The sequence below is a fragment of the Neorhizobium sp. AL 9.2.2 genome, from assembly GCF_013317225.1.
In the GTDB taxonomy this organism is placed as follows: Bacteria; Pseudomonadota; Alphaproteobacteria; order Rhizobiales; family Rhizobiaceae; genus Neorhizobium; species Neorhizobium soli.
On record NZ_JAALXU010000003.1, the window covers coordinates 1325687 to 1352654 of the forward strand.

A 26968-nucleotide genomic window follows, 5' to 3' on the forward strand; every position below is an offset into this window, starting at 1 on the left:
ACAAATGAAATCAGACGACAGCTGACGAGGAGGGCTCGCGTGGCGCAAAACTCCGGGGATAAGGGGACAGGCAGTCCGGAATTTCCAGGCTTCGACCCCAAGGCGGTCGAGGCCTACATCGTCAAGGACCCGCACGAGATGGCGATGAATTTCGCGCGTGCCATGGAAAACCTCGGCAAGGCCGCATCGGAATGGCTCGCGCCAAGGGAGCGCGGCGATATTCCAGACCCCGCGCTCGATCCGCTCAGTGATCTCATCAAGACGCTTTCGCAGGTCACCGAGTACTGGATTTCAGAGCCGCAACGGACGCTGCAAGCACAAACCCTGCTCTTCTCAAGCTATATGGGGATCTGGACGCGATCGCTCTCGCAATTCGGAGGCGCGCCTCAAGAGAGCGAGCCAGCGGCGCCGCCGAGAGACAAGCGATTCGCCGACGAGGACTGGGTGAAGAATCCGTTCTTTGCGTTCATGCGGCAAGTCTTCACGGTTACCGCTACCTGGGCCGAGACGCTGGTTGCTGAGGCGCAGGGGCTGGACGAGCACACGCGGCACAAGGCGGCATTCTACGTGAAGCAGGTGACCGCTGCGTTGTCGCCTGCAAATTTTGCGATCACCAATCCCGAAGTCTATCGCGCGACAGTCGCCTCGCACGGAGCCAATCTCGTCACCGGTATGAAAATGCTGGCCGAGGACATCATGGCCGGCGGCGGCGAGCTGAGACTTCGCCAGACGGATGCCTCCAAGTTTGCGCTCGGCCTCAATATCGCGCTCACGCCCGGCAAGGTCGTCGCCCGCAACGACCTCTGCGAGGTTCTGCAATACGAACCGACGACGGACACGGTCTTCAAGCGGCCGCTGGTGATCGTGCCGCCCTGGATCAACAAGTTCTACATTCTCGACCTGACGCCGCAAAAGAGCTTCATCAAATGGTGCGTCGACCGCGGGCACACCGTGTTCGTGATCTCCTGGGTCAACCCGGACAGGCACCATGCCGCCAAGGGATGGGAAGCCTACATGCACGAGGGCATCGATTTTGCGCTCGAGACGATCGAGACATCGACCGGCGAAAACGAGGTCGATGCGATCGGCTACTGCGTCGGCGGAACCTTGCTGGCCGCCACCCTCGCCTTCCACGCCAAGACAGACGTGAAGAGGATCGCATCGGCGACGTTCCTCGCCACCCAGGTCGACTTTACCCATGCGGGCGACCTCAAGGTCTTCGTCGACGAAGCGCAGGTTTCGACGATCGAGACCTATATGGCCGCGACCGGCTATTTCGACGGGTCGAAGATGGCGGCGGCATTCAACATGCTGCGTGCGTCCGAGCTGATCTGGCCGTATGTGGTCAACAACTATCTCAAGGGCCAGGAACCGCTGCCGTTCGACCTCCTGTATTGGAATTCGGACTCGACCCGGATGACACCTGCCAACCACGCCTATTACCTGCGCAACTGCTACCTCGATAACAAGCTCTCCAAAGGCCTGATGGAGCTTGGCGGGGAGCGCCTGTCGCTGAAGGACATCGTCATTCCCGTTTATAATCTTGCCACAAGCGAAGACCACATCGCGCCTGCGAAATCCGTGTTCCTCGGCTCGTCGCTGTTTGGCGGTTCGGTCGATTTCGTGCTGGCTGGATCCGGCCATATCGCAGGCGTCGTCAATCCGCCGGAAAGACGGAAGTACCGATACTGGACCGATGGCCAATTGAAGGACACGCTGGAGGACTGGGTTGCCGGCTCGCAGGAGCATGAGGGGTCGTGGTGGACGCATTGGCAGGACTGGATCGGACCGAAAGCGGGTAACCAGGTGCCGGCCCGAAAGCCCGGCGGGTCCGCGCTCACCGCGTTGGCCGACGCACCGGGAACCTACGTTCTCGTCCGCGACTGACACTTCCCAGCATTCCAGAAGAACCTCATGCGCTTTGATCCGCCGCTCGTCTCCGCAACGCTTGTCCAGCGCTACAAGCGCTTCCTGTTCGACGCGGTGCGGGAGGATGGCACGCCGTTTACCGGGTCGTGTCCGGATACCGGCTCCATGCGGGGATTGACGGAGCCCGGGTCGAGGATCTGGGTATCGGAGCATGACAGCCCGACCCGCAAATACCGTCACATGTTCGAAATGGTCGAGGCCGGCGGCGAGATGGTCGGCATCAATACCGGACTGCCCAACAGGCTAACCGAAGAAGCGATCCGTGCCGGCCTGATCCCCAGCCTTTCCGGCTACGGCACGATCCTGCGCGAGCAGAGATACGGGCGTAACTCCCGCATCGACTTTCTCCTCAAGCAGGAAAATCTGCCGGATGCCTACGTGGAAGTGAAGAACGTCCATTTCAGCCGTTCAGCGGGGCTCGCCGAATTTCCTGACACCGTGACGAAGCGCGGCGCCAAGCATCTCGAGGAGCTCGGCGATATGGTGGAGGCAGGTCACCGGGCGGTGATGATCTACCTCATTCAGCGTCACGACTGCACGCGGTTTTCGATCTGCAGCGATCTCGACCCGATGTATGCGATCGCATTCGCTCGTGCCAAGGCGCGCGGCGTCGAGGCCTATGCGCTCCGCTGCCGCGTCACTCGCGAGGAAATCATAGCGTCGGGAATGGTTATGATGGACGAACCCCGCCCCTCTGTTTTATGAACTGTGGGAGTTGCGAGAGAAATATCATGGTCAATTACATCGAGGCGGTTTCCGCCCCCTCAAAAAACACGGGTGCTATCCGTCTCTACGATACGGCGCAGGATTTTGACGGCATGCGCAAGGCCTGCCAGCTGACGGCGCGCTGCCTCGACGAACTTGCGGCGATCGTTCAGCCGGGCATCACCACCAATGCGATCGACCGTTTCGTGTTCGAGTTCGGCATGGACAATGGCGCCCTTCCCGCAACGCTTGGCTATCGCGGCTACAAATACTCGGTCTGCACCTCGATCAACCATGTCGTCTGCCACGGGATGCCTGAGGACAAGCCGCTGCGCGAGGGCGATATCGTCAATATCGACGTGACCTATATCCTCGATGGCTGGCACGGCGATTCCAGCCGCATGTATCCGGTCGGACAGATCAAACGCGCTGCCGAACGGTTGATGGACGTGACCTACGAATGCCTTCTGCGCGGCATCGCGGCCGTCAAGCCCGGCGCCCGCACCGGCGCGATCGGCGAAGCGATCCAGTCCTATGCGGAGGCCGAGCGCTGCTCGGTGGTGCGCGATTTCTGCGGCCACGGCGTCGGTCGTCTGTTCCACGACTCTCCGAACATCCTCCATTACGGCCGCGCCGACGAAGGCCCTGAGATCAGGGAAGGCATGATCTTCACGATCGAGCCGATGATCAATCTCGGCAAGCCGCATGTGAAGGTTCTTTCCGATGGCTGGACCGCCGTCACCCGCGACCGGTCGCTGTCGGCACAATACGAGCATGCGGTCGGCGTCACCGCGACGGGATGCGAGGTGTTCACCCTGTCGCCCGGCGGTCTCGACCGGCCCGGCCTGCCTCCATTGCAGGCCTGACCATGACCAACCCGCCCGTCTCCTCGCATGACCCTATGGAAGCAGAAGAGGACGACAGGGCGGCCCTATCTGTCGATGAACGCGGGTTCTTTGCCGAGACGCAGTCCAAGAGGTCGACGGCCAAACTTCCGCAAATCGGATCCCCTGCCGTCACGCAAGAACATTACCACGGCCACCGCGAGCGGCTGCGGGAGAAGTACCGGGACCACGGCGACGCTTCGCTGGCAGACTACGAGATTCTCGAGCTCCTGCTTTTCCGCTCCATCCCGAGGCGCGATACCAAGCCGCTCGCGAAAGCATTGATTGCTCGCTTCGGGAACCTTGCCAGCGTGCTCGGTGCGCCGCTCGGACTGCTGCAGGAGGTTAAGGGTATCGGTGAGGCCGTCGCGCTCGACCTCAAGCTTGTCGCGACGACGGGGCAGCGGATGCTGCGAAGCGAGTTGCGGGGCAAGCAGGTGCTTTCGTCCTGGTCTTCGGTGATTGATTACTGCCATGCCGCCATGGCCTATGAGGCACGAGAACAGTTCCGCGTTCTCTTTCTCGACAAGCGCAACGCATTGATCGCAGACGAAATCCAGGGGCATGGAACGGTCGACCACACGCCGGTCTATCCGCGCGAAGTGGTGCGGCGAGCCCTGGAGCTTTCGGCGACTGCGCTCATCCTCGTCCACAACCACCCGAGCGGCGACCCTACCCCGTCACGCGCAGATATCGACATGACGCGGACGATCGTCGAGACGGCAAAGCCACTCGGCATCACCGTCCACGACCACATCATCATCGGCAAGGACGGTCATGCCAGCCTCAAGGGTCTGAAGCTGATCTGACCTTCAGCGACAGCCGATCACGCGACCTGCACGACATGGCCGTCGGAGACTTCGCGATACTCGCGAACCGGTGGGCGGTAATCCATTCCCCGCACCGGGCTTTTCAGTTCGTCGTTGGAAATGCCGCGTCTGATTCCACGCCTTGCAGGATCCGGCACCGGAACGGCGGCCATGAGCTTCTTCGTATAGGGATGCTGCGGATTGTCGAACACGGCCGCCCGAGGCCCGATCTCGACGATCTCGCCGAGATACATGACGGCCACCCGGTGGCTGACGCGTTCCACGACCGCCATGTCATGGCTGATGAACAGGAAGGAAAGGTTGAGGGTCTGCTGCAGATCAAGCAGGAGGTTGCAGACCTGGGCCTTGATCGACACGTCGAGCGCCGACACGCTTTCATCGGCAACGATCACCTTCGGATCGAGCGCAAGCGCCCGCGCGATCGCGATGCGCTGGCGCTGGCCGCCCGAGAATTCGTGCGGGTAGCGTTTTGCCATGTCGGCGGAAAGACCGACCTTTTCGAGAAGATCGGCGGTCTTTTCCCGCGCCTGTTTCACCGTGCCCAGCCGGTGCTTGATGAAGGGTTCGGATATCGCCGAGCCCACCGTCATGCGCGGATTGAGCGAGGAGAAGGGATCCTGGAAGATCATCTGGACGGATTTGCGCATGTTGCGCAGGCTGACCTGGTCGAGCCGCAGGACATCGTAGCCATCGAGCGAGATATCGCCGCCGGTCGGATCGACCAAGCGCATGATCGACCGGCCAGTGGTCGACTTGCCGCAGCCGGATTCACCGACCAGTGCCAGCGTTTCGCCCTGGAACAGATCGAAGGACACGTTTTCCACCGCATGGACCGCACCTGTCTGGCGCGACAGGAGACCGGACCGGATCGGGAAACGGGTGACCAGGTTCTTGACGCTAAGGACCGGTGTGCGGCCCTTTTCCACGGTGCCGGCCACTTCGATCGGCTCGACGGCCAACCCGGTTTTCATGTCGACCACGGGGAAGCGGGTGGGCCAGGCGTGGTTCTGCATCGAACCGAGCTTCGGCACCGCCGAGAGCAGTGCCCGCGTATAGGGATGCTTGCCGCGGTGGAAGATCTCCTCCGTCGGTCCGGTCTCGACCTCGTCGCCGCGGAACATGACGATGGTACGGTCGGCGATCTCGGCGACGACGCCCATGTCATGGGTGATGAAGAGGACCGACATGCCCTCCTCTTCCTGCAGAACCTTGATGAGGTCGAGGATCTGTCCCTGGATGGTGACGTCAAGCGCCGTGGTCGGCTCGTCCGCGATCAGGAGCTTCGGCTTTGATGCAAGCGCCATGGCAATCATCACGCGCTGACGCATACCGCCGGAAAACTGGTGCGGATATTCGTCGAAACGGGATTGCGCGTTGGGTATCCGCACTTTTTCGAGCAGCCTGACCGTCTCGGCGCGCGCCTCCTTTTTCGACATACCCTTGTGGCGCGTGAGAACCTCGGAGATCTGTCGGCCGATGGTGAAGATCGGATTGAGCGAGGTCATCGGCTCCTGGAAGATCATCGATGCTTCGTTGCCGCGCACCCCGCGCATTTCCTTTTCGGAAATGGACAGAAGGTCGCGTCCGTTCAGCATAACCTCCCCTTCAATGCGGCTCGTGTTGGACGCAAGCAGGCGCATGATCGACAGGGACGTCACGGATTTTCCCGAGCCGGATTCTCCGACGATGGCAACGGTTTCGCCAGGCATCACATCGAAGGAGACATTTCGGACGACGCTCTTCCAATCGCCATCGACGAGGAAGGAGGTGGTGAGGTTCTTCACGGAAAGGACGGGAACAGTCGGCGTGGAGGTCTGGCTCATCGGGTGACCCTTACTTGAGCGTCAAAGGGGTGGCGTAGGAGGCTGACGGACGTTTCTCGGCCAGCCGTTGCGCTTCGATCGCAGCAATCTTTTCGTCGATGATGCTGCGGTCGGTCATGCCGTGCGGGTTTTCCCGGGTCGGCATGGTCTCAGCGACGTGCAGGAAGCGCTCCTGCGCAACGGCATAGAGGCGGCGCAGTTCGAAAAGCGGCTCGGGGTGATCATCGGCATTGATCCGTAGCCAGGGATAATCCTGGTCGCGGTAGATGACGAGCGCTGCCGACTGGCGGCCGCGCTTGTCGCCGCCTGCCGCCTCGCCCGCGTCCATGGCATCGAGCAGGCGTTCGGCAAGCGGTACGCCGCGTGCAGTCGCTTCATTGTAGACACGCATCGTCTCGGCAATCACCTGCGGTCCCGCCAGCATGTTTCCCGCAACCGAGACGTTGCGATCCACGAGATGACCGGCCCAATCGACGCAGTTTTCACCGGTGAAAGCGGCGTTGCGACCATGGGCGTCGATGAGGTGCATCTGCCGCTGGCGGTGGCCGTCGTCGCGCGCAGTTAGGCTTGCAATGACCTCATCCGGTGACCTGCCCTCCTCGAGAAGCTTCAGGCCATCGGTTCCATAAAGCGGGCTGACGAAGGCCTGGGTGGCGATAGCGCCCACCCTGCCCCTGATATGCGGCACGGCGCATCCAACCGCGAAGAAACGGCTGGCGACGGCTATGCCCAGATGTCCCGTGTCTTGATCACGCGCGACAATTGACCAGGTCATGGTTCACCGTCCAATCGCATAGGCTTGCATCAGGCGTGGTGTTGCCGCCGCCCTCAGCAGACCGTCGGCATCGCGACGCGCAGCCGTCAGGCGGCCGACCGTCCATGGATCGGCGACGGTGACCTTGTGGCCGCGACGGCGGAGGTCTTCGAGTGCGGCTTCACCGATATTGCTCTCGACCATGATCTCGCCCGGAGAGCTCGTGCGCGGATAGAACGAACCGGGGAAATGCGAGGTGTGGAACAGCGGCATGTCGATTGAGGCCTGCAGGTTCTTGCCGTGGTGGGCGTAGCGCAGGAAGAACGGCAGCTGCCACTGGTCCTGCTGATCTCCGCCGGGTGTGCCGAACACCATGGAGGGTTTGCCCTGATGAAGAGCAAGCGACGGTGTCAGCGTCGTGCGCGGGCGTTTTCCAGGCGCAAGCGAGGTCGGCAGGCCTTCCTTCAGCCAGAACATCTGGGCACGCGAATTGAGTGCAAAACCGAGACCCGGAACGATCGGCGACGACTGCAGCCAACCGCCCGATGGTGTGGTCGAGACCATGTTGCCCCAGCGGTCGATGACGTCGATATGCACAGTATCGCCGCGCTTTTCGGTGAGGTGCGACATGGTCGGCTCGTAGACCGTGCCGGTGCCACTCATCTCCGCCAGCATCGCCATCGTGGCATCGACCTGACGCTCGTAGCCCGGAACCGTGCCGGGGCGCAGTTCCATCGACGCGGTGCTGCCGATCAGCTTCCGCCGTTCGCTGTTGTACCCTTCAGACAGAAGGTATTCGGTCGGGATCTGGCTGAATTCCGGATCGCCGTAATAGACCTCGCGGTCGGCGAATGCGAGCTTCATTGCCTCGACGACCGTATGAACGAAATCGGGACCGGCCGGATCCATCGCCTCGAGATCGAAGCCTTTTAGAAGCGCCAGCGACTGCAGCAGCACCGGCCCCTGACCCCAGGCCGGGGTCTTGGCGATCGTCCAGTCCTGGTAATCGAGCGTCTGGGGCGCCTCAATCGTGGCGCTCCAGTTGGCCATATCGTCGGCGGTCAGCACGCCCTTGTGCTTGGAACCGCTGGCATCCATGACTTCAGCGGTCTTCAGATAGGTGTCGATCGCTTCGGCCACGAAGCCGCGATAGAATGCGTCGCGTGCTGCCTGGACCTGTTCCTCGCGGCCGGATTTCGCTTCCGATTCGGAGATGATCCGCTTGTAGGTTTCGGCGAGAACGGGGTTCCTGAAATTGGAGAGTGCTTCCGGCGCAACGCCACCCGGCAGCCATGTCTCATAGGATGTCGGCCATTCCTTCCGGAAGAATTCAGCCAGGCCCTTGATCGTGTTCGACACGCGCGGAAGCACCGGATGGCCATGCTCGGCGTAGTAGATCGCCGGCTCCAGAACCTCGCGAACGGTCATCGTTCCATAGTCGCGCAGCATGAGCATCCAGCCGTCGAATGCGCCGGGAATGACGGTCGAGAGAAGGCCGTCGCCCGGAATGAGCTTCAGACCTTCCGACGTATAGTGCTCGATGGTGGCACCGGCCGGCGCCGGCCCTTGAGCGCAGATGACTTCGACCTTGTCGGTCTTCTTCGAGTAGAAGACGGCCGGCATGTCGCCGCCCGGGCCGCACAGATGCGGTTCGACAATCTGCAGAACGAAGCCCGTCGCGACCGCTGCGTCGAAGGCATTGCCGCCCTTTTCGAGGATCGCCATGCCGACGGCGGAGGCAATCCAGTGGGTGGAGGTGACGACACCGAAGGTGCCGAAGATTTTGGGGGCGCGTGGTGAATTCGGTCATTCCAGGTATTCCTTGTATAATTCTCTTGTCCGCCGGGCGTTACGCCTCGCGCGGATCCAGTGCATCGCGCAGGCCGTCGCCAAGAAGGTTGAAGCCGATGACGACGAGGAAGATCGCAATCCCTGGCCACATGGCCATCCACGGTGCCTGGCTCAGAAAGTTCTTGGCCGTGTTCAGCATCGAACCCCAACTCGGAGCCGGTGCCTGCTGGCCAAGGCCGAGGAAGGACAGGCTTGCTTCGGCGATGATGGCGGTCGCAACCGTCAAGGTGGCCTGAACGATGATCGGGGCAAACACGTTCGGCAGGATGTAGCGGGTCATGATGTCGACGTGGTTGAGGCCAATCGACCGTGCCCCTTCGACATAATCCTCCGTCTTCACCGCAAGCACCTGGCCGCGGGTCAGCCGCACGAAGACCGGCATCGCAGAAAGGCCGATGGCGATCATCGCATTGGTGAGGCTCGGCCCGAGGAAGGCGGCAAGCGCGATCGCGGTGATCAGGAACGGCATGGCCAGCAGCGCTTCCGTGACACGCTGGATGACCTGATCGACCCAGCCGCCGAAATATCCTGACAGCAGTCCGAACGGCACGCCAATGGCAACCGCGATGGCAACGGAGACGACGCCTGCCATCAGCGACGCACGGGCGCCCCAGATCATGCGCGAGAGGATATCGCGGCCGAGATCGTCGGTGCCGAGCCAGTGGGCGGCAGAGGGCGCCTTGCGCAGTGCCGACCAGCTGGTCGCGATCGGGTCGGCAATCGGCAGGATCGGCGCGGCAATGGCAAGGATCGCGAAAAAGGCGATGATCACCATGCCGACCATCGATCCGCGGTTGGCGCGCATCTTGCGCCATGCCCTGCTTTTCTGGCGCGGCTTTGCGATCGGTGCAGTCTGTTCGATAGCGGTCATAGCGTTGCCCTCAGGCGGGGGTTGAGGAGAACGTAGAGAATATCGGCAATCAGGTTCATGACGATAAAGCCGATGGCCGTGCACATGACGATGCCCTGGACGACGGCATAGTCGCGGGTAAACACTGCATCGACGGTCAGCTTGCCGAAGCCTGGGATGGTGAAGATCTGCTCCGTGAGGACGGCACCACCGAGCAGCTCGCCGAACAGCAGCGCCGACAGGGTGATGATCGGCAGAAGCGCGTTGCGGAACGTGTGGCTGAGGATGACTTCGCGCGGCGACAGTCCCTTGGCGCGGGCAGTGCGGATATAGTCGGAGCTCAACACGCCGAGCATGGCCGAGCGGGTATGGCGCATCAGCTGCGCTGCGAGCGCCGTCGAGAGGACGAAAGCCGGCATGATCATGGTCTTGAGCGAGCGGACCGGATCGACGAAGATCGATTCGTAACCGGATGCCGGCAGCCATCCGAGATTGACCGACACCAGCAGGATCAGCATGATTCCCAGCCAGAAATTCGGGATCGACAGGCCAGACAGCGCGACGACATTGGCGACGTAATCGAGCGTGCGGTTCTTGTAGACCGCTGCCAGAATGCCGGCCGGAATACCGATCAGCATGGCCAGGATCATGGCCATCACCGCGAGCTGGATCGTGACCGGCAGTTTCTGGCCGATCAGTTCCAGCACCGGCTGGTTGGTGCGCAGCGAGACGCCGAAGTCGCCGACCAGGATGCCGCCAACCCAGGAGAGATACTGGGTGATGATGGGATCGTTGAGATGATATTTTTCGCGCAGGAATTCGATCGTCGCGGGATCCCGCTCTTCACCGGCCATGGCGAGGATGGGATCGCCCGGCAGCAGTTTCTGCAGCGAGAAGACGAAGATCGAGATGATCAGCAGGGTCGGGATCGCGACCAGCAGGCGCTTTCCGATATAGACAGGCATGGCATCGCCCTCGTGATTTCAGGTGACCGCGCGGAATGTCTTCCGCGCGGTATGCGATGGGAAATTACTTCTTGGAGACGCCAAGGAAGCGCATCATGCCATCCGGCGACGGCACGAAACCTTCGACCTTGTTGGAAATGGCATAGGCGTAGGGCTGATGGCCGAGGTAGATGATCGGCATGTCGTCGTTGAGGATGACGCCTGCGGCATCGTACTTTTCCTTGCGGACCGCTTCATCCGGCGATGTGCGGGCTTCATTCAGGAGCTTGTCGACTTCCGGATTGCAGTACTTCACGTCGTTGATGCCGCCCTTGCAGGTGACGAACTGGTGCAGGTTGCCATCGGGATCGATACGGCCCGACCAATCGGAGCGGCTGAGCTGGTAGTTGCCGGCCGTCTGTTCCGACAGAAGCGTCGCAAATTCGGTTGCCTTCAGCGTGACGTTGAAGCCCGCTTCCGCCACCATCGACTGGATGACCTGCATCATCTGGGTCTGGGTGGTGCTGTTGGCGTGCTGCAGCTCGATGTCGAGCGTCTCGTGGCCCGCTTCCTTCATGAGCTGCTTCGCCTTTTCGATATCGCGCGCCGGCACCGGCAGGTTCTTGTTGAACCAGGGGCTGGACGACGGGAACGGCTGGTTACCGGCAAGCGACGTGCCTTCGAAGACGATCTGGCCGATTGCTTCGCGGTCGATCGCCAGCGAGAAGGCCTGGCGAAGGCGCTTGTCCTTGCCGAGCGGGTTGTCCGCACGGGGACCGTTGGCGAGGTTGACATACATCGCCATGTAGCCCGGGCCGATGACGTCGGCATAGGTGAGGTTCGGGTCGCTCTTTACCGATTCGGCATCGGACGCCGAGATGCGCTCGGCGATATCGAGGTCACCCGACCGGAGGTTGGCGAGCTTTACGGTCGTGTCCGGGATTGGCAGATAGGTGATCTTGTCGACGAGGATCCGGTCCTTGTCCCAGTAGTCGGCGAACTTCTCGAGCACGATACGGTCCTGCTGGATGCGCTCGACAAATTTGAAAGGACCGGCGCAGACGGGCTTCGAGCCGAAATTGGCACCGAGTTCCTTGGCGGCCTTCGGCGCAACGATCATGCCGGCACGGTCGGAAAGCTGGGCAAGAAGCGTCACGTCCGGAGACTTCAGCGTGAACTTGACTTCAAGCGGACCGCTGGCCTCGACCTTGGCGACCGAGGAAAGCTCGCTCTTGCGGCGCGACTCCGGCAGCGTCATGTTGCGCTCGATCGTTGCGACGACGGCTGCGGCATCCAGCGTTTCGCCGTCGTGGAACTTGACGCCGTCGCGGATCTTCATGGTGAGCACCGTGCCGCCTTCAGACCAGTTCCATTCGGTCGCAAGCTGCGGAATGATCTTCATATCCTGCGAGATGTCGACCAGCTTATCGCACATCGCGGTATAGACGATGCGGCCGACGAAGGTGCGCGACTGCGCCGGATCGAGAACGTCGGCATCGTCATTGAGACCGATGCGCAATTCGCTCGCCATGGCAGGCAGAGACATGATCGCGCTGGCGAGCAGTGCGGCAGTGAGCGTGGAAAATTTCTTCATCATTGTTCCTCTGGTCCATTCAGGTTTGTCGGTCATTGTTCTTGTTGGCCGGCCTTTGTGGCCGGCAGTCTGGGATGGCTAGGACGCAACGCTGAGCGTGTCGTCGTCGCGGATACCGATCTGCTCGCCTTCCGGCGAATGGTCATCGAGGGCCTCGAGCGAGGTGGCCCGGATCAGCCGCTCCTGGTGCATCAGAAGATGCTCGCGCATCGCCTCGCCTGCCCGGCCCGGATCGCGGGCGGCGATGGCGTCGACGATTGCGATATGCTGCTGGTACGACGTGCGGCCATTGGTTCCGGTCTTGCGCGCACGCTCACGAATGGATTGCCACGCGGCATCCTGACGGATGCGGTTGACCACGTCGAAGATCGACAGGAACAGCTTGTTGCCGGCGCTTTGCGCGATCTGGCGGTGCAGCGATCCATCCCAGAGTTCCTTGGAATCCGCATCCGAACTCTGGCCGGTCTTGTCTGCCAGGTAGCGCATGCGCTCGATTTCGGCGGGCTTTGCACGCATCGCTGCAAGCTGGGCGAGCTGTGGCTCCAGGCGAAGGCGAACCTCCATGATTTCCATGATGTCGGTACCGGCAACCAGCGCGTCGACGTGGTCGCTCCAGCCGTCAGGCTTTTCGCCGACAAAGGTTCCGGCACCCTGGCGGCGCCAGATCAGCCCCTCCGACTCGAGCACCTCAAGCGCCCGTCGAACAGCACGGCGCCCGACATTGAGCGTTTCAGCAAGCGCCCGCTCCGTCGGCAGCCGCCCTTCCGCTCCGAATTTCTCCGAGTGAATCAGATCGCGGAGCTTCTCCAACGCGTAGTAGGAATTGTCTTGGGGTTCGGTCTGCATTGAACGTACCATTGTCCGGACCAATTCATGATTGGTTCGAATGAAAGACATTTCCCGGCGAGGGTCAAGACGTTTTTTGTGCATCCTATTTTTCTGCACAAAACATACGCAACCCGAGACAGCCGTTCTACGCTTGCGGCCTTTCCTGCAATCAAACATTCAGAATAGATTGGTAGGAGACGACGCAGGTAGGCTATTGCAGCGTAACAGCGGGATTCGAGAAGCGGAGCAGTCCATGAACCAGTACGACCTCATTGTTGTCGGCAGCGGCCCTGCCGGTCGCCGCGCAGCCATTCAAGCCGCCAAGCTCGACCGGAAAGTGCTCGTCATCGAGCAGGGCCGACGGGTAGGCGGCGTTTCCGTGCATACCGGCACCATCCCGTCGAAGACGCTGCGCGAAACCGCGTTGAACCTCTCCGGCTGGCGCGAGCGCGGTTTCTACGGCCGATCCTACAGGGTCAAGGAAGAGATCAGTGCCGAGGACCTTCGGCGCCGGTTGCTGATCACGCTCGACCATGAAGTCGAGGTGCTCGAACACCAGTTCGCCCGCAACCGCGTCCAGCACCTTCGTGGCAAGGCGAGCTTTCTGTCGACCGATACGATGGAAGTGCTGAAGGACGACGGAGAAGCGGTTCAGGTCAAAGCCAAGAGCATCCTGCTTGCTGTCGGCACGCGCCCGTTCCGCCCCGACTACATGCCCTTCGACGGCAAGACGGTCATCGACAGCGACGAACTGCTCGAAATCGAAAAACTGCCGCGCTCGATGGTCGTCATCGGTGCCGGCGTTATCGGTATCGAATATGCGACTATCTTTTCCGCGCTCGACACCGCCGTCACGGTGATCGACCCGAAGGCGACGATGCTCGACTTCATCGACAAGGAGATCATCGAGGATTTCACCTACCAGCTGCGCGACCGCAACATGAAGCTGTTGCTGGGCCAGAAGGTCGAGAAGGTGGAGCACCTTCCCGACGGCAAGGTCTCGGTCACGATCGATACCGGCCGTAAGATCATCACCGACATGGTGCTGTTTGCCGCCGGCCGCATGGGCGCGACCGACAGCCTCAACCTGGCAGCAGCCGGCCTCGACGCCGATAACCGCGGCCGTCTGAAGGTCAATCCGGAAACCTTCGAGACCTCCGTCCCCGGCATCTATGCCGCGGGCGATGTCATCGGCTTTCCGAGCCTTGCCTCGACATCGATGGAACAGGGCCGAATTGCCGCTCGCGTCGCCGTCGGCGCAATTGCCAAGGAGCCACCGAAGTATTTTCCTTACGGGATCTACGCCGTGCCGGAGATTTCGACCTGCGGCCTGACGGAAGAGGAAATGAAGGAGCGCGGCATTCCCTACGAATGCGGCATCGCCCGTTTCCGCGAGACTTCGCGCGGCCACATCATGGGCCTCGACCACGGCATGTTGAAGCTGATCTTCTCATTGAAGACGCGCCGCCTTCTCGGCGTGCACATCATCGGCGAAAACGCCACCGAACTCGTGCATATCGGCCAGGCGGTTCTCAACCTGAAGGGTACCGTCGAATATTTCGTCGAGAACACCTTCAACTACCCGACGCTTGCAGAAGCCTACAAGATCGCCGGGCTTGATGCGTGGAACCGGATGGGCGAGCTGCCGAAGGGCGATGCACACCACGAGACGGTCCAGCTGACGGACACCAACACGTCGACTACTGTCGAGACGTCTGTTACGTCGGAAAAGAAGAAAACCTCTTCCAGGTAAGAATGACCGTAAGAGACAATCAAAAAGCCGCCCCGAAAGGAGCGGCTTTTTTTGTGGGTTCGACATGACACCAGATACAAAAATGGCCCCTCTCGGGGCCATTTGTCTGAAATGGTGTCGCTGTTAACGCGAGTAGAATTCGACGACCAGCGACGGTTCCATGATGACCGCGTAGGGTACATCGGCCAGGCTCGGGATGCGAGCGAAGGTGGCAACCATCTTGTTGTGATCGACTTCGATGTAGTCAGGAACGTCGCGTTCTGCGAGCGAAACGGCTTCCAGTACGGTGACCATCTGCTTCGACTTCTGGCGAACTTCGACAACGTCGCCAGCCTTGCAGCGGTACGAACCGATGTTGACCTTGACGCCATTGACCGTGACGTGGCCGTGGTTGACGAACTGACGAGCAGCGAACACGGTCGGAACGAACTTTGCGCGGTAGACGATGGCGTCCAGACGCGATTCCAGCAGGCCGATCAAGTTTTCACCGGTGTCGCCCTTGCGGCGGTTGGCTTCTTCATAGATCGCGCGGAACTGCTTCTCGCGGATGTCGCCGTAGTAGCCCTTCAGCTTCTGCTTGGCGCGCAGCTGCACACCGAAGTCGGAAAGCTTGCCCTTGCGGCGCTGACCGTGCTGGCCAGGACCGTATTCGCGGCGGTTAACCGGCGACTTCGGGCGGCCCCAGATGTTTTCGCCCATACGGCGATCGATTTTGTACTTAGACGATTCGCGCTTGCTCATCGTATTTCCTTTCAGAAAGTTACACCGGTTCGTTGCCGAACCGGATGAAGGAAACACGCCCTCCTCTGAACCTCGATTTAGAGGTTCTGACAGGCTTCTCACGAAAAGCGTTCGGAGAGTGCCACGGGACATGTCGTTGAAACACCCGGTGTTGCCACCCGGCGTTGGCGGGTCTTTAGGCGGCTGTCATCAAAATGTCAACAGCAGCCGGGTCGCTGTGGGCTTATTCCGCAGCAATCTTGAGATCGCCCTCGTCAGGCGCTTCGGCACTGCCGGGCGCCGTTTCCGCCTGCAGCTCCGGAAACGCGACGATGCGCTTGCCGGTGAAGTCGGAATGGACCACGACCAGCCCCTGCTCTTCGAAATAGCCCAGCAGACGGCGTGCGCGGCGCGCGGAGTGCGTGCCGTAGGCGCGGGCAATGCGTGCATCGGACGGGCATGGTTCGCCGCCGAGTGCCGCCTTTGCCATCATCAGAAACACGCCCTGAAGATCATCCGAAACACTGTTCGACATGGACAGCACCGTCGTCCAGGCTTCGCTCGATGCCATCGCAGCATCGACGCCGGAACGGGCAATCGCCGTGCGGCGACGGAAATCGCTGAGTGACAGCGGCGGGCCCGGCAGACGACGCATGCGGGCGCGAACGAGGAAGTCCTGATAGAGAACCGCATCCGTTCGATAGGCAGATTGCGGATCATCGAGGATCTCCGCCATGACCGCCATCAGCCGATCCTCACGCTCCTCGACCGAAAGCACGGGCAGCGGCGTCCGCGGCTCGGCGGCAGCCGGCTGAAGGGAAGCAGGCGTCGAGCGCGAGAGTTCCGCCAGAATATCGGTGGTCGGCCGTGGCGCCGGCGCCTGGCGGCGGTTCGCCGTCAAAGGCCGGGTGAATTCTTCTGGATCCGGCGTGAAGATGAGACCTTCGACATCCAGATGCGCATCCGGCAGCGGCATCAGCTTCGGGCTGGACGAACGGGCCGATGTCTCGACATTGCCGATGATGATCGGCAGCGGCCGACGCGACAGAGCCGGGCCGAGCGCGACGAAGTTGCCGCGCTTGAGATCACGGAACATTTCCGCCTGACGCCGATCCATGCCGAGCAGATCCGCGGCGCGGGCCATGTCGATATCGAGAAACGTGCGGCCCATGAGGAAGTTGGAGGCTTCGGCCGCGACGTTCTTCGCAAGCTTTGCCAGGCGCTGCGTGGCGATGACGCCGGCCAGACCGCGCTTACGGCCGCGGCACATCAGGTTGGTCATGGCCCCGAGCGACATCTTGCGGGCATCTTCGGAGACGTCGCCACCAACCGATGGCGCAAACATCTGGGCTTCGTCGACCACGACCAGAACCGGATACCAGTAGTCGCGATCGGCATCGAACAAGCCGTTCAAAAAGGCGGCGGCGGCGCGCATCTGCTCTTCGAGATCAAGGCCTTCGAGGGTCAGGACGCAGGACACGCGGTTCTTGCGGATACGGTTGGCAATGCCCGCGAGTTCGGCTTCGGTGCGCTCGCCATCGACGACGACATGACCGTACTTGTCGGCCAGCGTGACGAAATCACCTTCCGGATCGATCACGACCTGCTGGACCCACGGTGCGGACTGTTCCAGCAGCCGCCGCAGAAGATGCGACTTGCCCGAGCCCGAGTTGCCCTGGACGAGGAGACGCGTTGCCAGAAGCTCCTCGATATCGAGCTTGGCCGGATCACCCCCGGTCAGAGTTCCCATATCGATGCCGACCTGCAATGCCTTACCTCGTATGCCGTCTACACGCGGTCAAAGACCGCCCAAACATTCTCACTAACAGAGAAAGGGATTCGTTTCGCCGTGCAAGAGAGGAAATGCACAGGCTTTGCGGTCAGGCCGCTGCCCGCTTGAAGCCGAGCGACAGAAGCCCTGCCCCGATCATCAGCGAACCACCGGTCCGGTTGACTATTTTCTGCACCCGTGGCTGGCGGATCTGGTTGCGGGCCAGTGAGGCAAGAAGCCCGTAGAGCGTTGCGTTGATCGTCGCCAGAACCAGAAACGTCATCTCGAAGACAGCCATCTGGAAGAAAAGCGGTTTCGACAGGTCGAGAAACTGCGGCAGGAAGGCGACGAAGAACACGATGCCTTTCGGATTAAGCGCCGTGACCACGTAGGTGTGCAGCAGGATGCGCAACGGCTTTACCTGCGGCAGCTCCCCCTCGCCGGCTGCGACCTCTGGATCCATCACGGGTGCGCGCCACAGTTTGATGCCGAGATAGATCAGATAGGCGGCGCCGACCCATTTGAGGATCGTGAACAGCATCGCAGACGTGGCGAGCAAGGCGCCCAGCCCCAGCATTGAGGCAGTCATTGCCGTGAAGTCCCCGAGTGCCACGCCAGCGACTGTAGCAGTCGCCACCTTTCGCCCGTGCGTCATCGCATAGGAGATGACGAGCAGGATCGTCGGTCCGGGAATGGCCAGAAGAATGGCGGATGCGGCGACGAAGGCCAGCCAGTTTTCAATCGACATCGTGTCTGCTCCTGATCCGGTAGGCCGAGCAAGCCATCGAATTCAGCCGATGACAAGAGGGCTAGACCCGCAAACCAAACCCTTGCATCAGACGCTGCGTGGCAAAATCCGGATTGCCAGAGGTAAACACCGCAAAGTCGAATTCGCCGGGGTGTTGCGCACCCTCCAGAAGCGGCACCTTGCGCCGGGCCTGTCGGGCGATCGCCTCGGCCGGATCGAGCCAGTCGACCGGCCAGGGCGCCAGGCGGCGGAACAGGTTCGCCATGAAGGGATAATGCGTACAGGCGAGAACGACGATATCGGTCTTGCGGCCGTCCTTCTCGACGAAGCAGGGCATGATTTCGGCTAGGACCGCGTCGTCCGACAGGGTCTCACCACGGATATAGGCTTCCGCCATGCGGGCGAGGTTTTCCGATCCGACAAGCCGGACGTGGCACTGCGTGGCAAAGGACTGGATGAGATCACGCGTATAGGCGCGCTTGACGGTGCCGGGCGTTGCGAGGACGGACACGAGGCCGGATCTGGTTCGCTCGGCTGCAGGCTTTATCGCCGGCACGGTGCCGACGAAGGTCATCTCGGGAAAGCGCTCACGAAGCGCCGCTCCCGCCAGGGTGAAGGCGGTATTGCAGGCAATGATGGAGATTTCCGGCTGGTAGTCGTTCAGCAGGCGCTCGAACTGGGACAGGATCCGCGCCGTCAGCGCCTCCTCCTCCCAGCCGCCGTAAGGGAAACCGGCGTCGTCGGCGACATAGATGAAGCCGCGCTCTGGCATCAGCACGCGCGCCTCACGCAGCACAGTCAGTCCGCCGATGCCCGAATCGAACATCAGCACCGGCTTCAGGTCATTCGTCGTCGCCATTGCCTTCGATCTCCCCGGTCACGTCGGCCTTCTTCTGCCTCGGCGTGGTTTTTCGTGGCCATTGACGTGGAAACGCATCCAGCGATTTGATCACGCCGCGAAACACGCTGACTTCCTGCTCCGAAAAGCTCCGCCGCGAAAGGACCGCGCGCAGATTGTCGATCATCTTCGGCTTCTTCTCAGGCGGATGGAAGTAGCCTCGGGCATCGAGCGCTTCCTCGATCTGCTCGAACATGCCGAACACTTGGTCCTTCGTCGAGGGCCGCTGCTCGATCGGCTGGAAGCGGGTTTCCTCGATATCGTCCATGCCGGATTTCATCCAGTCATAGGACATCAGCAAAACCGCCTGGGCGATATTGAGCGAGGCGAAGGCCGGATTGACCGGGAAGGTGACGATCTCGTCGGCGAGCGCCACCTCTTCGTTGCTCAAACCCCAGCGTTCGCGGCCAAACAGAATGCCGGTCTTTTCACCTGCCTTGAATTTCTCACGCAATGTGGACGCCGCATAGACCGGTGACCGAACGGGCTTGAAGCCGTAGCGTTCGCGCGCCGTCGTGGCATAGACGAAGTTCAGGTCGCGGGTCGCGTCTTCCAGCGTCTCGAAGACGACGGCTCCATCGATGACGTGGTCAGCCTTCGACGCGGCAGACCTCGCCTTCTCGTTTGGCCAACCATCACGAGGACTGACGAGGCGCAGTTCCGCCAAGCCGAAATTGGCCATGGCGCGCGCCACCATGCCGATGTTTTCGCCCAGTTGCGGTTCCACCAGAATGATGGCCGGGCCCTCGGCAATGAGCTCGCGCTCGCTATTCGTACCTGACATCGCTTAATCCCAACAATTTCAGGCTGGGCAGATAGCCGCCGGATGGATGAAGAGCAAGGCTTTCAGAAGGTTTGCTTCCCTCTACTCGCCCTTGGCGATCGATTGCATCTCTTCAACGAGCGAATCGCTTTCATTCTCGACAACGCGGTGGATGTCCTTGATGACCGGCTTGCCGTCTTCCTCGATCACGTCGAAATGCACTTCCGAAACGCTGTCCTTCATTTCCGCATCATCGATGCAGGCCCACTGCTTGAACGTGACCTTCACATCCGACACGCCATTTGCCGCCGGTGCCGGCACGATGGTGACGTCCTTCAGCGGGCAGCCGTCCTGCGAACTCGTGACGACGTCGTAGCCAAACGGATCGCCGGGGGCATTGTTTTCGGTTTCGTAAGCGGGGTGCTTGGACGCTTCCGAGTAGGCAGTCTGGAACGACTTGCTAAAATTCTGCTGGATCGGCTCGGGATCGAACAGCGACTTCCAGTCACTATCAACCGTATTCCAGTTGTCTTCGGTGATCTTCATCACCGCCTTTACCGGATCGGTCACATCCGCCGCCAGAACGCCGGTGGAAATCAGGGTGAAGAGAGAAAGAAGCGGGAGTATCCGCATATCATAGATCCAGTGCTGCGATGAGTTTTGGCGGACATTACGCCGCGCCCGATGTTTGGCAATGCTCAATCTTGAGGACCAATTTCAGGCAGTATGATGATGGCGAGCGCATGTTCCAATTTTCTAACCGAATCGCGCCATATCAGACCGCACCATCTTTGCGTTCTCTTCCCCGCGATGCTATAGCGCCCCCGTTGATCATTTTTGAGGCCTAAACGGCCCATTACGGCAAGAGGAAGTCCATGCAGAAGATCAAGGTAGCGAACCCGGTCGTCGATCTCGACGGCGACGAGATGACCCGTATCATATGGCAGCTCATCAAGGACAAGCTGATCCTTCCCTATCTCGATCTCGACATCGAATATTACGACCTTTCCGTCGAGAACCGTGATGCGACGAACGACCAGGTGACGGTCGATGCGGCCCACGCGATCAAGAAGCACGGCGTCGGCATCAAGTGCGCGACGATCACGCCGGACGAAGACCGCGTGAAGGAATTCAATCTCAAGCAGATGTGGAAGAGCCCGAACGGCACGATCCGTAACATCCTCGGCGGCGTCATCTTCCGCGAGCCGATCATCTGCCAGAACGTGCCGCGCCTCGTTCCCGGCTGGACAAAGCCGATCGTCGTCGGCCGTCATGCCTTCGGCGACCAGTACAAGGCGACCGATTTCAAGTTCCCCGGCAAGGGCAAGCTGACGATCAAGTTCGTCGGTGAAGACGGCCAGGTCATCGAGAAGGACGTGTTCGACGCGCCCGGCGCCGGCGTTGCCATGGCGATGTACAACCTCGACGAATCGATCCGCGAATTCGCGCGCGCGTCGATGATGTACGGCCTGATGCGCAAGTGGCCGGTCTACCTGTCGACCAAGAACACCATCCTCAAGGCCTATGACGGCCGCTTCAAGGATATCTTCGAAGAAGTCTACCAGGCCGAATTCAAGGCGAAGTTCGCCGAAATCGGCATCACCTACGAACACCGCCTGATCGACGACATGGTGGCGTCGGCTCTGAAGTGGTCCGGCGGTTACGTCTGGGCGTGCAAGAACTACGACGGTGACGTCCAGTCCGACACGGTTGCACAGGGCTTCGGCTCGCTCGGCCTGATGACCTCGGTTCTCTTGTCGCCGGATGGCCGCACGGTCGAAGCCGAAGCTGCGCATGGCACCGTGACCCGTCACTACCGCCAGCACCAGAAGGGCCAGGAGACATCGACCAACTCGATCGCCTCGATCTTCGCCTGGACGCGTGGCCTCGCGCACCGTGCGAAGCTGGATGACAACGCCGAACTGGCAACCTTTGCCACCACGCTCGAAACCGTCTGCGTCGACACCGTCGAACAGGGCTACATGACCAAGGATCTGGCGCTTCTGATCGGCCCGGAACAGCCTTGGCTGTCCACGACTGCCTTCCTCGACAAGATCGATGAAAACCTGAAGACGGCCATGGCTGCCTAAGCCTCATCTCTTCAGTAGAATTCGGCAAACGGCGGGGTATAATCCCCGCCGTTTCTGTTTTTTGCTCGAGGAGATGCCCGTGACGACAATCCGCCCGCTTGAGCCAGCCGACCGTGCCGCATGGGAACCCCTGTTCAGAGCCTATCTCGAGTTCTACGAGTCGGAACTGCCGAAAGAACAGTACGACATCACGTGGTCCCGCTTTCACCATGATGAGGAGCCCCTGCAGGCACTTGGCGCTTTCGACGAGAACGGGCAGATGGTCGGCATCGTGCATGTGGTCTTCCACCGCTCGACCTGGTTACCCGACATGACCTGCTATCTGCAGGACCTCTACGTCGACAGCAGCCAGCGTGGACGCGGCGTGGGGGAAGCCCTGATCGAGAAGGTGGCACTGCTCGCGCGCGACCAGAATGCCGGTCGGCTCTACTGGCTGACGCAGGAAGACAACACAGCCGCGAGGCGTCTCTATGACCGGGTCGCTGTGGCGCCAGGGTTTATCCAGTATCGCAAGCCGCTCTGAGCGGCGCTTACAGCACAGCGGCTTAAACCGGACTTTCAGCAGTATTCCTGCCGGGTTTCACAGCGATACCTTGCGCTCCGCCGATGACACCGACAATGCTGCACGGCTTAATTAGTTGCGGTTTATCAATGCTCTACAATTAATGATGAACCAACATGCTAGTTGTCTGCGGTTATGGAAATGATAGATGTTCCCTACCCCAATTCTGGGTTGAGGGACACTACCGTGAGAAAGACTGTACTTATTGCGGCCGCTACACTGGCGGCTCTTTTTGCATGCACCACTACATCCAACGCCTCGGATCTCGTCTTTACCTTGAAGAACAAGACCAGCGGCACGCTTGAGCGTTTCTATACGTCGCCAGTCGGTGTTGACGACTGGGAAGAAGATGTGTTCGGCAAGGATGTTCTGGAGCCCGGCGAAAGCATCGAGATCACCATCGCTGACGGACGCAAGGTCTGCAAATACGATCTGCGATTCGAATTCACCGAGGATTCCGGTCTCGAAGACCTCGAGGACTCGCAGGACCTCTGCAAGATGGGATCCTACACGATCCACGAATGACACCGTGCCTACATCACCACCCGGTGATGTAGGCTGCTCACTTTGACCTGGTCACGATGCGTCGGTCAGTCCAGGATCAGCTTGCGAGACCCGGCGCCTCGTAGCCGGTGCGCTCCACATACTCAGTGTAACCGCCATCGAAACGATGCACGCCGTCGGCGGTCACTTCCAACACCCGGTTGGACAGTTCGGCCAGGAAATGCCGGTCATGGCTGACGAACAGCATCGTGCCGTCATAGTCAGCCAAGGCTTTGATCAGCATCTCCTTGGTATCGAGATCCAGGTGGTTGGTGGGCTCGTCGAGCACCAGGAAATTCGGCGGATCAAACAGCATGGCCGCCATGACGAGACGGGCTTTTTCTCCGCCGGACAGAACCCGGCATCTCTTCTCCACGTCATCGCCTGAAAAGCCGAAGCAACCGGCAAGTGTTCGAAGCGCGCCCTGCCCGGCCCGTGGGAACTCGGATTCCAGCCATTCGAACACGGTCTGCTCGCCATCCAGCACATCCATGGCATGCTGGGCGAAATAGCCCATCTTGACACTGGCGCCGATCGCGACGGATCCGACGTCGGGCGCCGCCGAACCGGCGATCAGCTTCAGAAGCGTCGATTTGCCGGCGCCGTTGATCCCCATGATGCACCAGCGCTCCTTGCGGCGGATCATGAAATCCAGACCATCATAGATGACGCGGCTGCCATAGGCTTTATGGACGCCCTTCAGGTTTGCAACATCCTCACCGGAACGGGGTGCCTGCTGAAATTCGAAGGCGACCGTCTGGCGGCGACGCGGCGGCTCCACCCGCTCAATCTTGTCGAGCTTTTTCACCCGGCTCTGCACCTGCGCTGCGTGCGACGCACGCGCCTTGAAGCGCTCGATGAACTTGATCTCTTTGGCCAGCATCGCCTGCTGCCGCTCGAACTGCGCCAGTTGCTGCTTTTCGTTCTGCGCCCGCTGCTGTTCGTAAAAGCCGTAATCGCCGGCATAGGTGTTGAGCGATCCGGCATCGATCTCGATGATCTTGTTGACGATCCGGTTCATGAACTCACGGTCATGCGAGGTCATCAGCAAGGCGCCGTCGTAGTTCTTGAGGAACTCCTCAAGCCAGATCAGGCTTTCGAGATCCAGGTGGTTGGACGGTTCGTCCAGCAGCATGACGTCCGGGCGCATCAAGAGGATGCGGGCAAGCGCCACGCGCATCTTCCAGCCGCCGGACAGTTTGCCGACGTCGCCGTCCATCATCTCTTCGCTGAAGGAGAGGCCTGCCAGAACCTCGCGAGCGCGGCTTTCCAGCCCATAGCCGTCCAGCTCCTCATAACGCGCCTGTACCTCGCCATAGCGATCGATGATGGCATCCATCTCGTCCATCCGGTCGGGATCGACCATCGCGGCTTCGAGCGAGCGCAGTTCGGCGGCAACGCTGCTGACTGGCCCTGCCCCGTCCATCACCTCGGTGACGGCGCTGACGCCCGACATTTCTCCGACGTCCTGATTGAAATAGCCGATCGTCACATGCTTCTCGACCGTGACCTGTCCCTCATCGGGCAGCTCCTGGCCGGTGATCATCCGGAACAGAGTCGTCTTGCCCGCCCCGTTCGGACCGACCAGACCGATCTTTTCGCCGCGGTTCAGGGCCGCAGAGGTCTCGATGTAGAGAATGCGGGAACTGTTGGACTTGCTGATATTCTCGATGCGGATCATGGCTGCCGGAAAGTGAGGACGCGTTCGGCGAGCCTTATGTCACGGGATGGGCCGGATGTCGCGGGGTTTCATGGTGCCATAACCGCAAGCATCAAGGTGTGTGGCTCAAGCAGCACTCGACAAACTGAAACGCAAAAGGCCGGACAGTTTCCTGCCCGGCCTTTTGTCAATTTGTATCTCAGAAGATTACTCTGCGCTGTCTTCAGCGGCCTTCTTCTTCGGTGCTGCCTTCTTCTTCGGAGCAGCGGCTTCTTCGCCTTCTGCAGCCTCTGAAGCTTCAGCCTTTGCCTTCTTCGGCGAGGCCTTCTTCTTGGCAGGCTTGTCCGCGTCTTCGCCTTCTTCTTCGGCGAGCAGCTCTTCCTTCGTCACGGTCTTGTCAGTGACCTTGACCTCGGACAGGAGATGATCGACGACCTTTTCTTCAAAGATCGGGGCACGCAGCGAAGCGGAAGCGCCTGGGGTGTTGCGGAAGAAATCGAGGATTTCCTTCTGCTGGCCCGGGAACTGCTGCAGCTGTGCGTAGAGTGCACGCTGCATTTCTTCCTCGGTTACTTCGACGCCGGCCTTTTCGCCGATTTCGGAGAGAACCAGGCCGAGACGGACGCGACGTTCGGCAAGCTTGCGATACTCTTCGCGTGCTTCTTCCTCAGTCGTTTCTTCGTCTTCAAACGTCTTGCCCGACTGCTGCAGATCGGTGTTGATCTGGCGCCAGATGTTGTCGAACTCGGCGTCAACGAGGCCCTGCGGCGCGTCGAACTTGTACATCTCGTCGAGCTGGTCGAGGATCTGACGCTTGACCTTCTGACGCGTGACGTTGCCGTACTGGCTTTCGATCTGGCCGCGGACGATTTCCTTCAGACGATCGACCGATTCGATGCCAAGCGTCGAAGCAAGTTCGTCGTTGATCTCGACGGCAGCCGGAGCAGCGATGTCCTTGACGGTGATGTCGAAGGTCGCGTCCTTGCCAGCCAGGTTCGGAGCCGGATATTCGGACGGGAAGGTCACGGTGATCTGCTTTTCGTCGCCCGACTTGACGCCAACCAGCTGGTCTTCGAAGCCCGGGATGAAGCGACCCGAACCGATGACCAATTCTGCGTCTTCAGCAGTGCCGCCATCGAAGGCTTCGCCATCGACCTTGCCGAGGTAGTTCATGGTGACGCGATCGCCTTCAGCGGCAACGCCGTCCTTTGTCTCGAATGTGCGGGCGCTTTCGGCGATCTTGAGGATCTGCTCGTTGACTTCGTCTTCCGACACTTCAACGACTTCGCGCTCGACGGTGATACCGTCAGTCGACTTCAGCTCGATCGGCGGGATCACTTCATAGGTCAGGGTGAATTCAAAATCAGCCTGTGCATTGAGGATCTTTTCGGCTTCCGCCTCGTCTTCGGTCATCGATACCGAAGGCTGCGTTGCCGACTTCTCGCCGCGCTCGGAGAGAATCTTGGTGGGGCGTTCACGGACGATCTCGTTGACGAGATCAGCCATGATCGACTTGCCATAGGTTTTCTTGAGGTGTGAAAGCGGCACCTTGCCCGGACGGAATCCGTTGATGCGAACCTTGTCCTTGGCATCGGCCAGACGAACGTTGAGCTCGGCTTCCATATCCTGCTTAGGGATAACGACCTTGATTTCGCGCTTCAGCCCTTCAGCGAGCGTTTCGGTAACCTGCATTTTTATACCTTCTTATCGTGGCGGCGGCGCCCATACAGCCGTTCGTGTTTTTCGTGAGCACACCACCGGAACTAAAAAGTGACCAGCCGCGGCTTTCATAAGCAGCGCGTCCTGCCGTTACCGGCGAACAGCGCGTCCAGCGATCCTGGTGCGGGTAGAGAGACTTGAACTCCCACGCCTTGCGGCACCAGAACCTAAATCTGGCGTGTCTACCAATTTCACCATACCCGCGCCCCTAGGCATCGAAACTCTAGCGGCCAGAGGCCTTCCGGAGCGCGCGTCTCTATAACACCCGTTTTCCTACACGCAAAGGAAAAATGAAGGTTTGTGACGCCTGTTTGATGATGATCAAAAGGGAGACTGCGTTCGCCTCGGGTCGAGCTGGCAAGCAGGACAGAAACGGCCCTACGCGCCTTCATTGTGGGTGTAATAGACGTAAAATTCAGCGCCTGATCAAATTATGGTCAGATACAGCTAGTTTCCGCACGATCCTTCTGCATGCAATGCAACAGATGCATAGGTGGCATACGAAATGCGCGCTTTTTCCTTCGCAGCGCAGCATTTAAAACGATTAGCAACGCAGCCGGTAGCAATTAGCCGGCATTGACCAACGAAGGAAACGACCATGAAAATCGCAAAGAAGCTGAACGACTGGCGCAAGTACCGCGAAACGGTTTCGGAACTCGGCCGCATGTCGGACCGCGAACTCTCTGACCTCGGTATTGGCCGCTCCGACATCCGTCGCGTTGCACGCACGGCAGTCGGCTTCTAAAATC

The 26968-nt window shown here is 60.4% G+C and carries 23 protein-coding genes, 1 tRNA gene and 1 pseudogene; 9 read left to right on the forward strand and 16 right to left on the reverse strand.

Annotation, left to right across the window (positions count from 1 at the left end):
* Positions 1 to 39 precede the first annotated feature (39 nt).
* From G6K99_RS13050 to radC, 4 genes are read left to right on the forward strand one after another with little or no spacing between them, the layout of a single operon-like run.
* Positions 40 to 1887 carry a PHA/PHB synthase family protein gene (locus G6K99_RS13050; RefSeq protein ID WP_371816172.1) on the forward strand — a complete coding sequence of 616 codons (1848 nt, stop codon included), beginning with the start codon at positions 40 to 42 and terminating at the stop codon, positions 1885 to 1887.
* A 27-nt stretch (positions 1888 to 1914) separates the two neighbouring features.
* Positions 1915 to 2634 (forward strand): DNA/RNA nuclease SfsA, encoded by a 720-nt coding sequence (gene sfsA / locus G6K99_RS13055; protein ID WP_174196739.1) that lies wholly within the window; start codon positions 1915 to 1917, stop codon positions 2632 to 2634.
* 26 nt (positions 2635 to 2660) lie between these two features.
* A complete protein-coding gene (gene map / locus G6K99_RS13060) occupies positions 2661 to 3500 on the forward strand; it encodes a type I methionyl aminopeptidase (RefSeq protein WP_062457453.1) in 840 nt (279 codons plus the stop codon).
* Positions 3501 to 3535: 35 nt separating this feature from the next.
* Positions 3536 to 4327, forward strand: coding sequence for a DNA repair protein RadC (gene radC, locus G6K99_RS13065; RefSeq protein ID WP_244631477.1), 792 nt, complete (start codon positions 3536 to 3538; stop codon positions 4325 to 4327).
* Positions 4328 to 4344: 17 nt separating this feature from the next.
* Here radC and G6K99_RS13070 read toward each other — a convergent pair whose 3' ends face one another.
* The 7 genes and pseudogenes from G6K99_RS13070 to G6K99_RS13100 form a co-directional block, all read right to left on the reverse strand.
* Positions 4345 to 6171 carry an ABC transporter ATP-binding protein gene (locus tag G6K99_RS13070; protein ID WP_174196741.1) on the reverse strand — a complete coding sequence of 609 codons (1827 nt, stop codon included), beginning with the start codon at positions 6169 to 6171 and terminating at the stop codon, positions 4345 to 4347.
* Between the two features lie 10 nt (positions 6172 to 6181).
* Positions 6182 to 6946 carry a DUF1028 domain-containing protein gene (locus G6K99_RS13075; RefSeq protein ID WP_174196742.1) on the reverse strand — a complete coding sequence of 255 codons (765 nt, stop codon included), beginning with the start codon at positions 6944 to 6946 and terminating at the stop codon, positions 6182 to 6184.
* 3 nt (positions 6947 to 6949) lie between these two features.
* A pseudogene (locus G6K99_RS13080) lies at positions 6950 to 8735 on the reverse strand (gamma-glutamyltransferase family protein).
* 39 nt (positions 8736 to 8774) lie between these two features.
* The gene (locus G6K99_RS13085; RefSeq protein ID WP_162728346.1) at positions 8775 to 9647 is read right to left on the reverse strand and encodes an ABC transporter permease; all 873 of its coding nucleotides are present in this window, start codon (positions 9645 to 9647) and stop codon (positions 8775 to 8777) included.
* Positions 9644 to 10591, reverse strand: a complete 948-nt coding sequence (locus G6K99_RS13090) for an ABC transporter permease (protein WP_092662136.1) — start codon at positions 10589 to 10591, stop codon at positions 9644 to 9646. The genes G6K99_RS13085 and G6K99_RS13090 overlap by 4 nt, the downstream gene beginning before the upstream one ends.
* 64 nt (positions 10592 to 10655) lie before the next feature.
* Positions 10656 to 12164 (reverse strand): ABC transporter substrate-binding protein, encoded by a 1509-nt coding sequence (locus tag G6K99_RS13095; protein WP_062457473.1) that lies wholly within the window; start codon positions 12162 to 12164, stop codon positions 10656 to 10658.
* A gap of 78 nt (positions 12165 to 12242) precedes the next feature.
* Entirely contained in the window at positions 12243 to 13010 is a 768-nt protein-coding gene (locus tag G6K99_RS13100) for a FadR/GntR family transcriptional regulator (RefSeq protein ID WP_113110955.1), read from the reverse strand.
* 235 nt (positions 13011 to 13245) lie between these two features.
* Here G6K99_RS13100 and sthA point away from each other — a divergent pair, with 235 nt between their 5' ends.
* A complete protein-coding gene (sthA, locus tag G6K99_RS13105; protein ID WP_244631438.1) occupies positions 13246 to 14745 on the forward strand; it encodes a Si-specific NAD(P)(+) transhydrogenase in 1500 nt (499 codons plus the stop codon).
* Between the two features lie 123 nt (positions 14746 to 14868).
* Here the strand turns inward: sthA and rpsD are convergent, their stop codons facing one another.
* The 6 genes from rpsD to G6K99_RS13135 form a co-directional block, all read right to left on the reverse strand.
* On the reverse strand, positions 14869 to 15486 hold the full coding sequence (gene rpsD, locus G6K99_RS13110; protein ID WP_062457482.1) for a 30S ribosomal protein S4: 618 nt from the start codon (positions 15484 to 15486) through the stop codon (positions 14869 to 14871).
* 223 nt (positions 15487 to 15709) lie between these two features.
* Positions 15710 to 17233 (reverse strand): ATP-binding protein, encoded by a 1524-nt coding sequence (locus tag G6K99_RS13115; RefSeq protein ID WP_174196743.1) that lies wholly within the window; start codon positions 17231 to 17233, stop codon positions 15710 to 15712.
* Between the two features lie 112 nt (positions 17234 to 17345).
* Complete coding sequence (locus tag G6K99_RS13120; RefSeq protein WP_174196744.1) at positions 17346 to 17984, reverse strand: LysE family translocator; 639 nt, start codon at positions 17982 to 17984, stop codon at positions 17346 to 17348.
* A 61-nt stretch (positions 17985 to 18045) separates the two neighbouring features.
* The gene (murI, locus tag G6K99_RS13125) at positions 18046 to 18843 is read right to left on the reverse strand and encodes a glutamate racemase (RefSeq protein WP_174196745.1); all 798 of its coding nucleotides are present in this window, start codon (positions 18841 to 18843) and stop codon (positions 18046 to 18048) included.
* Complete coding sequence (locus G6K99_RS13130; protein ID WP_113110958.1) at positions 18827 to 19666, reverse strand: RNA methyltransferase; 840 nt, start codon at positions 19664 to 19666, stop codon at positions 18827 to 18829. The genes murI and G6K99_RS13130 overlap by 17 nt, the downstream gene beginning before the upstream one ends.
* A gap of 81 nt (positions 19667 to 19747) precedes the next feature.
* Complete coding sequence (locus tag G6K99_RS13135) at positions 19748 to 20278, reverse strand: hypothetical protein (protein WP_062457497.1); 531 nt, start codon at positions 20276 to 20278, stop codon at positions 19748 to 19750.
* Positions 20279 to 20520: 242 nt separating this feature from the next.
* Between G6K99_RS13135 and G6K99_RS13140 the strand changes: the two genes are divergently transcribed.
* From G6K99_RS13140 to G6K99_RS13150, 3 genes are all read left to right on the forward strand, one after another.
* Positions 20521 to 21735, forward strand: a complete 1215-nt coding sequence (locus tag G6K99_RS13140) for an NADP-dependent isocitrate dehydrogenase (RefSeq protein WP_062457500.1) — start codon at positions 20521 to 20523, stop codon at positions 21733 to 21735.
* 73 nt (positions 21736 to 21808) lie between these two features.
* Complete coding sequence (locus G6K99_RS13145) at positions 21809 to 22258, forward strand: GNAT family N-acetyltransferase (protein ID WP_174196746.1); 450 nt, start codon at positions 21809 to 21811, stop codon at positions 22256 to 22258.
* A 243-nt stretch (positions 22259 to 22501) separates the two neighbouring features.
* Positions 22502 to 22822 (forward strand): hypothetical protein, encoded by a 321-nt coding sequence (locus G6K99_RS13150; RefSeq protein WP_371816189.1) that lies wholly within the window; start codon positions 22502 to 22504, stop codon positions 22820 to 22822.
* A 76-nt stretch (positions 22823 to 22898) separates the two neighbouring features.
* On the opposite strand, the gene G6K99_RS13155 is transcribed toward G6K99_RS13150, so the two are convergent.
* The 3 genes from G6K99_RS13155 to G6K99_RS13165 all read right to left on the reverse strand — a co-directional run bounded on the left by G6K99_RS13155 (position 22899) and on the right by G6K99_RS13165 (position 26423).
* Complete coding sequence (locus tag G6K99_RS13155) at positions 22899 to 24521, reverse strand: ABC-F family ATP-binding cassette domain-containing protein (RefSeq protein WP_062457506.1); 1623 nt, start codon at positions 24519 to 24521, stop codon at positions 22899 to 22901.
* A gap of 186 nt (positions 24522 to 24707) precedes the next feature.
* Positions 24708 to 26192 carry a trigger factor gene (gene tig / locus G6K99_RS13160; protein WP_062457509.1) on the reverse strand — a complete coding sequence of 495 codons (1485 nt, stop codon included), beginning with the start codon at positions 26190 to 26192 and terminating at the stop codon, positions 24708 to 24710.
* 146 nt (positions 26193 to 26338) lie between these two features.
* A tRNA-Leu gene (locus tag G6K99_RS13165) sits at positions 26339 to 26423 on the reverse strand.
* A gap of 394 nt (positions 26424 to 26817) precedes the next feature.
* Between G6K99_RS13165 and G6K99_RS13170 the strand changes: the two genes are divergently transcribed.
* Positions 26818 to 26964 (forward strand): DUF1127 domain-containing protein, encoded by a 147-nt coding sequence (locus G6K99_RS13170; RefSeq protein ID WP_082471897.1) that lies wholly within the window; start codon positions 26818 to 26820, stop codon positions 26962 to 26964.
* The last annotated feature ends 4 nt before the right edge of the window (positions 26965 to 26968 follow it).

Excerpts from the sequence above, each read along its gene's own strand:
- G6K99_RS13075 (WP_174196742.1), bottom strand. The coding sequence starts at position 6,946 with ATGACCTGGTCAATTGTCGCGCGTGATCAAGACACGGGACATCTGGGC.
- tig (WP_062457509.1), bottom strand. The coding sequence starts at position 26,192 with ATGCAGGTTACCGAAACGCTCGCTGAAGGGCTGAAGCGCGAAATCAAG.
- G6K99_RS13085 (WP_162728346.1), bottom strand. The coding sequence starts at position 9,647 with ATGACCGCTATCGAACAGACTGCACCGATCGCAAAGCCGCGCCAGAAA.
- rpsD (WP_062457482.1), bottom strand. The coding sequence starts at position 15,486 with ATGAGCAAGCGCGAATCGTCTAAGTACAAAATCGATCGCCGTATGGGC.
- G6K99_RS13130 (WP_113110958.1), bottom strand. The coding sequence starts at position 19,666 with ATGTCAGGTACGAATAGCGAGCGCGAGCTCATTGCCGAGGGCCCGGCC.
- G6K99_RS13095 (WP_062457473.1), bottom strand. The coding sequence starts at position 12,164 with ATGAAGAAATTTTCCACGCTCACTGCCGCACTGCTCGCCAGCGCGATC.
- G6K99_RS13135 (WP_062457497.1), bottom strand. The coding sequence starts at position 20,278 with ATGCGGATACTCCCGCTTCTTTCTCTCTTCACCCTGATTTCCACCGGC.
- G6K99_RS13140 (WP_062457500.1), top strand. The coding sequence starts at position 20,521 with ATGCAGAAGATCAAGGTAGCGAACCCGGTCGTCGATCTCGACGGCGAC.
- G6K99_RS13155 (WP_062457506.1), bottom strand. The coding sequence starts at position 24,521 with ATGATCCGCATCGAGAATATCAGCAAGTCCAACAGTTCCCGCATTCTC.
- sfsA (WP_174196739.1), top strand. The coding sequence starts at position 1,915 with ATGCGCTTTGATCCGCCGCTCGTCTCCGCAACGCTTGTCCAGCGCTAC.
- radC (WP_244631477.1), top strand. The coding sequence starts at position 3,536 with ATGGAAGCAGAAGAGGACGACAGGGCGGCCCTATCTGTCGATGAACGC.
- G6K99_RS13120 (WP_174196744.1), bottom strand. The coding sequence starts at position 17,984 with ATGTCGATTGAAAACTGGCTGGCCTTCGTCGCCGCATCCGCCATTCTT.
- G6K99_RS13100 (WP_113110955.1), bottom strand. The coding sequence starts at position 13,010 with ATGCAGACCGAACCCCAAGACAATTCCTACTACGCGTTGGAGAAGCTC.
- G6K99_RS13090 (WP_092662136.1), bottom strand. The coding sequence starts at position 10,591 with ATGCCTGTCTATATCGGAAAGCGCCTGCTGGTCGCGATCCCGACCCTG.
- G6K99_RS13170 (WP_082471897.1), top strand. The coding sequence starts at position 26,818 with ATGAAAATCGCAAAGAAGCTGAACGACTGGCGCAAGTACCGCGAAACG.
- sthA (WP_244631438.1), top strand. The coding sequence starts at position 13,246 with ATGAACCAGTACGACCTCATTGTTGTCGGCAGCGGCCCTGCCGGTCGC.
- map (WP_062457453.1), top strand. The coding sequence starts at position 2,661 with ATGGTCAATTACATCGAGGCGGTTTCCGCCCCCTCAAAAAACACGGGT.
- G6K99_RS13145 (WP_174196746.1), top strand. The coding sequence starts at position 21,809 with ATGCCCGTGACGACAATCCGCCCGCTTGAGCCAGCCGACCGTGCCGCA.
- murI (WP_174196745.1), bottom strand. The coding sequence starts at position 18,843 with ATGGCGACGACGAATGACCTGAAGCCGGTGCTGATGTTCGATTCGGGC.
- G6K99_RS13070 (WP_174196741.1), bottom strand. The coding sequence starts at position 6,171 with ATGAGCCAGACCTCCACGCCGACTGTTCCCGTCCTTTCCGTGAAGAAC.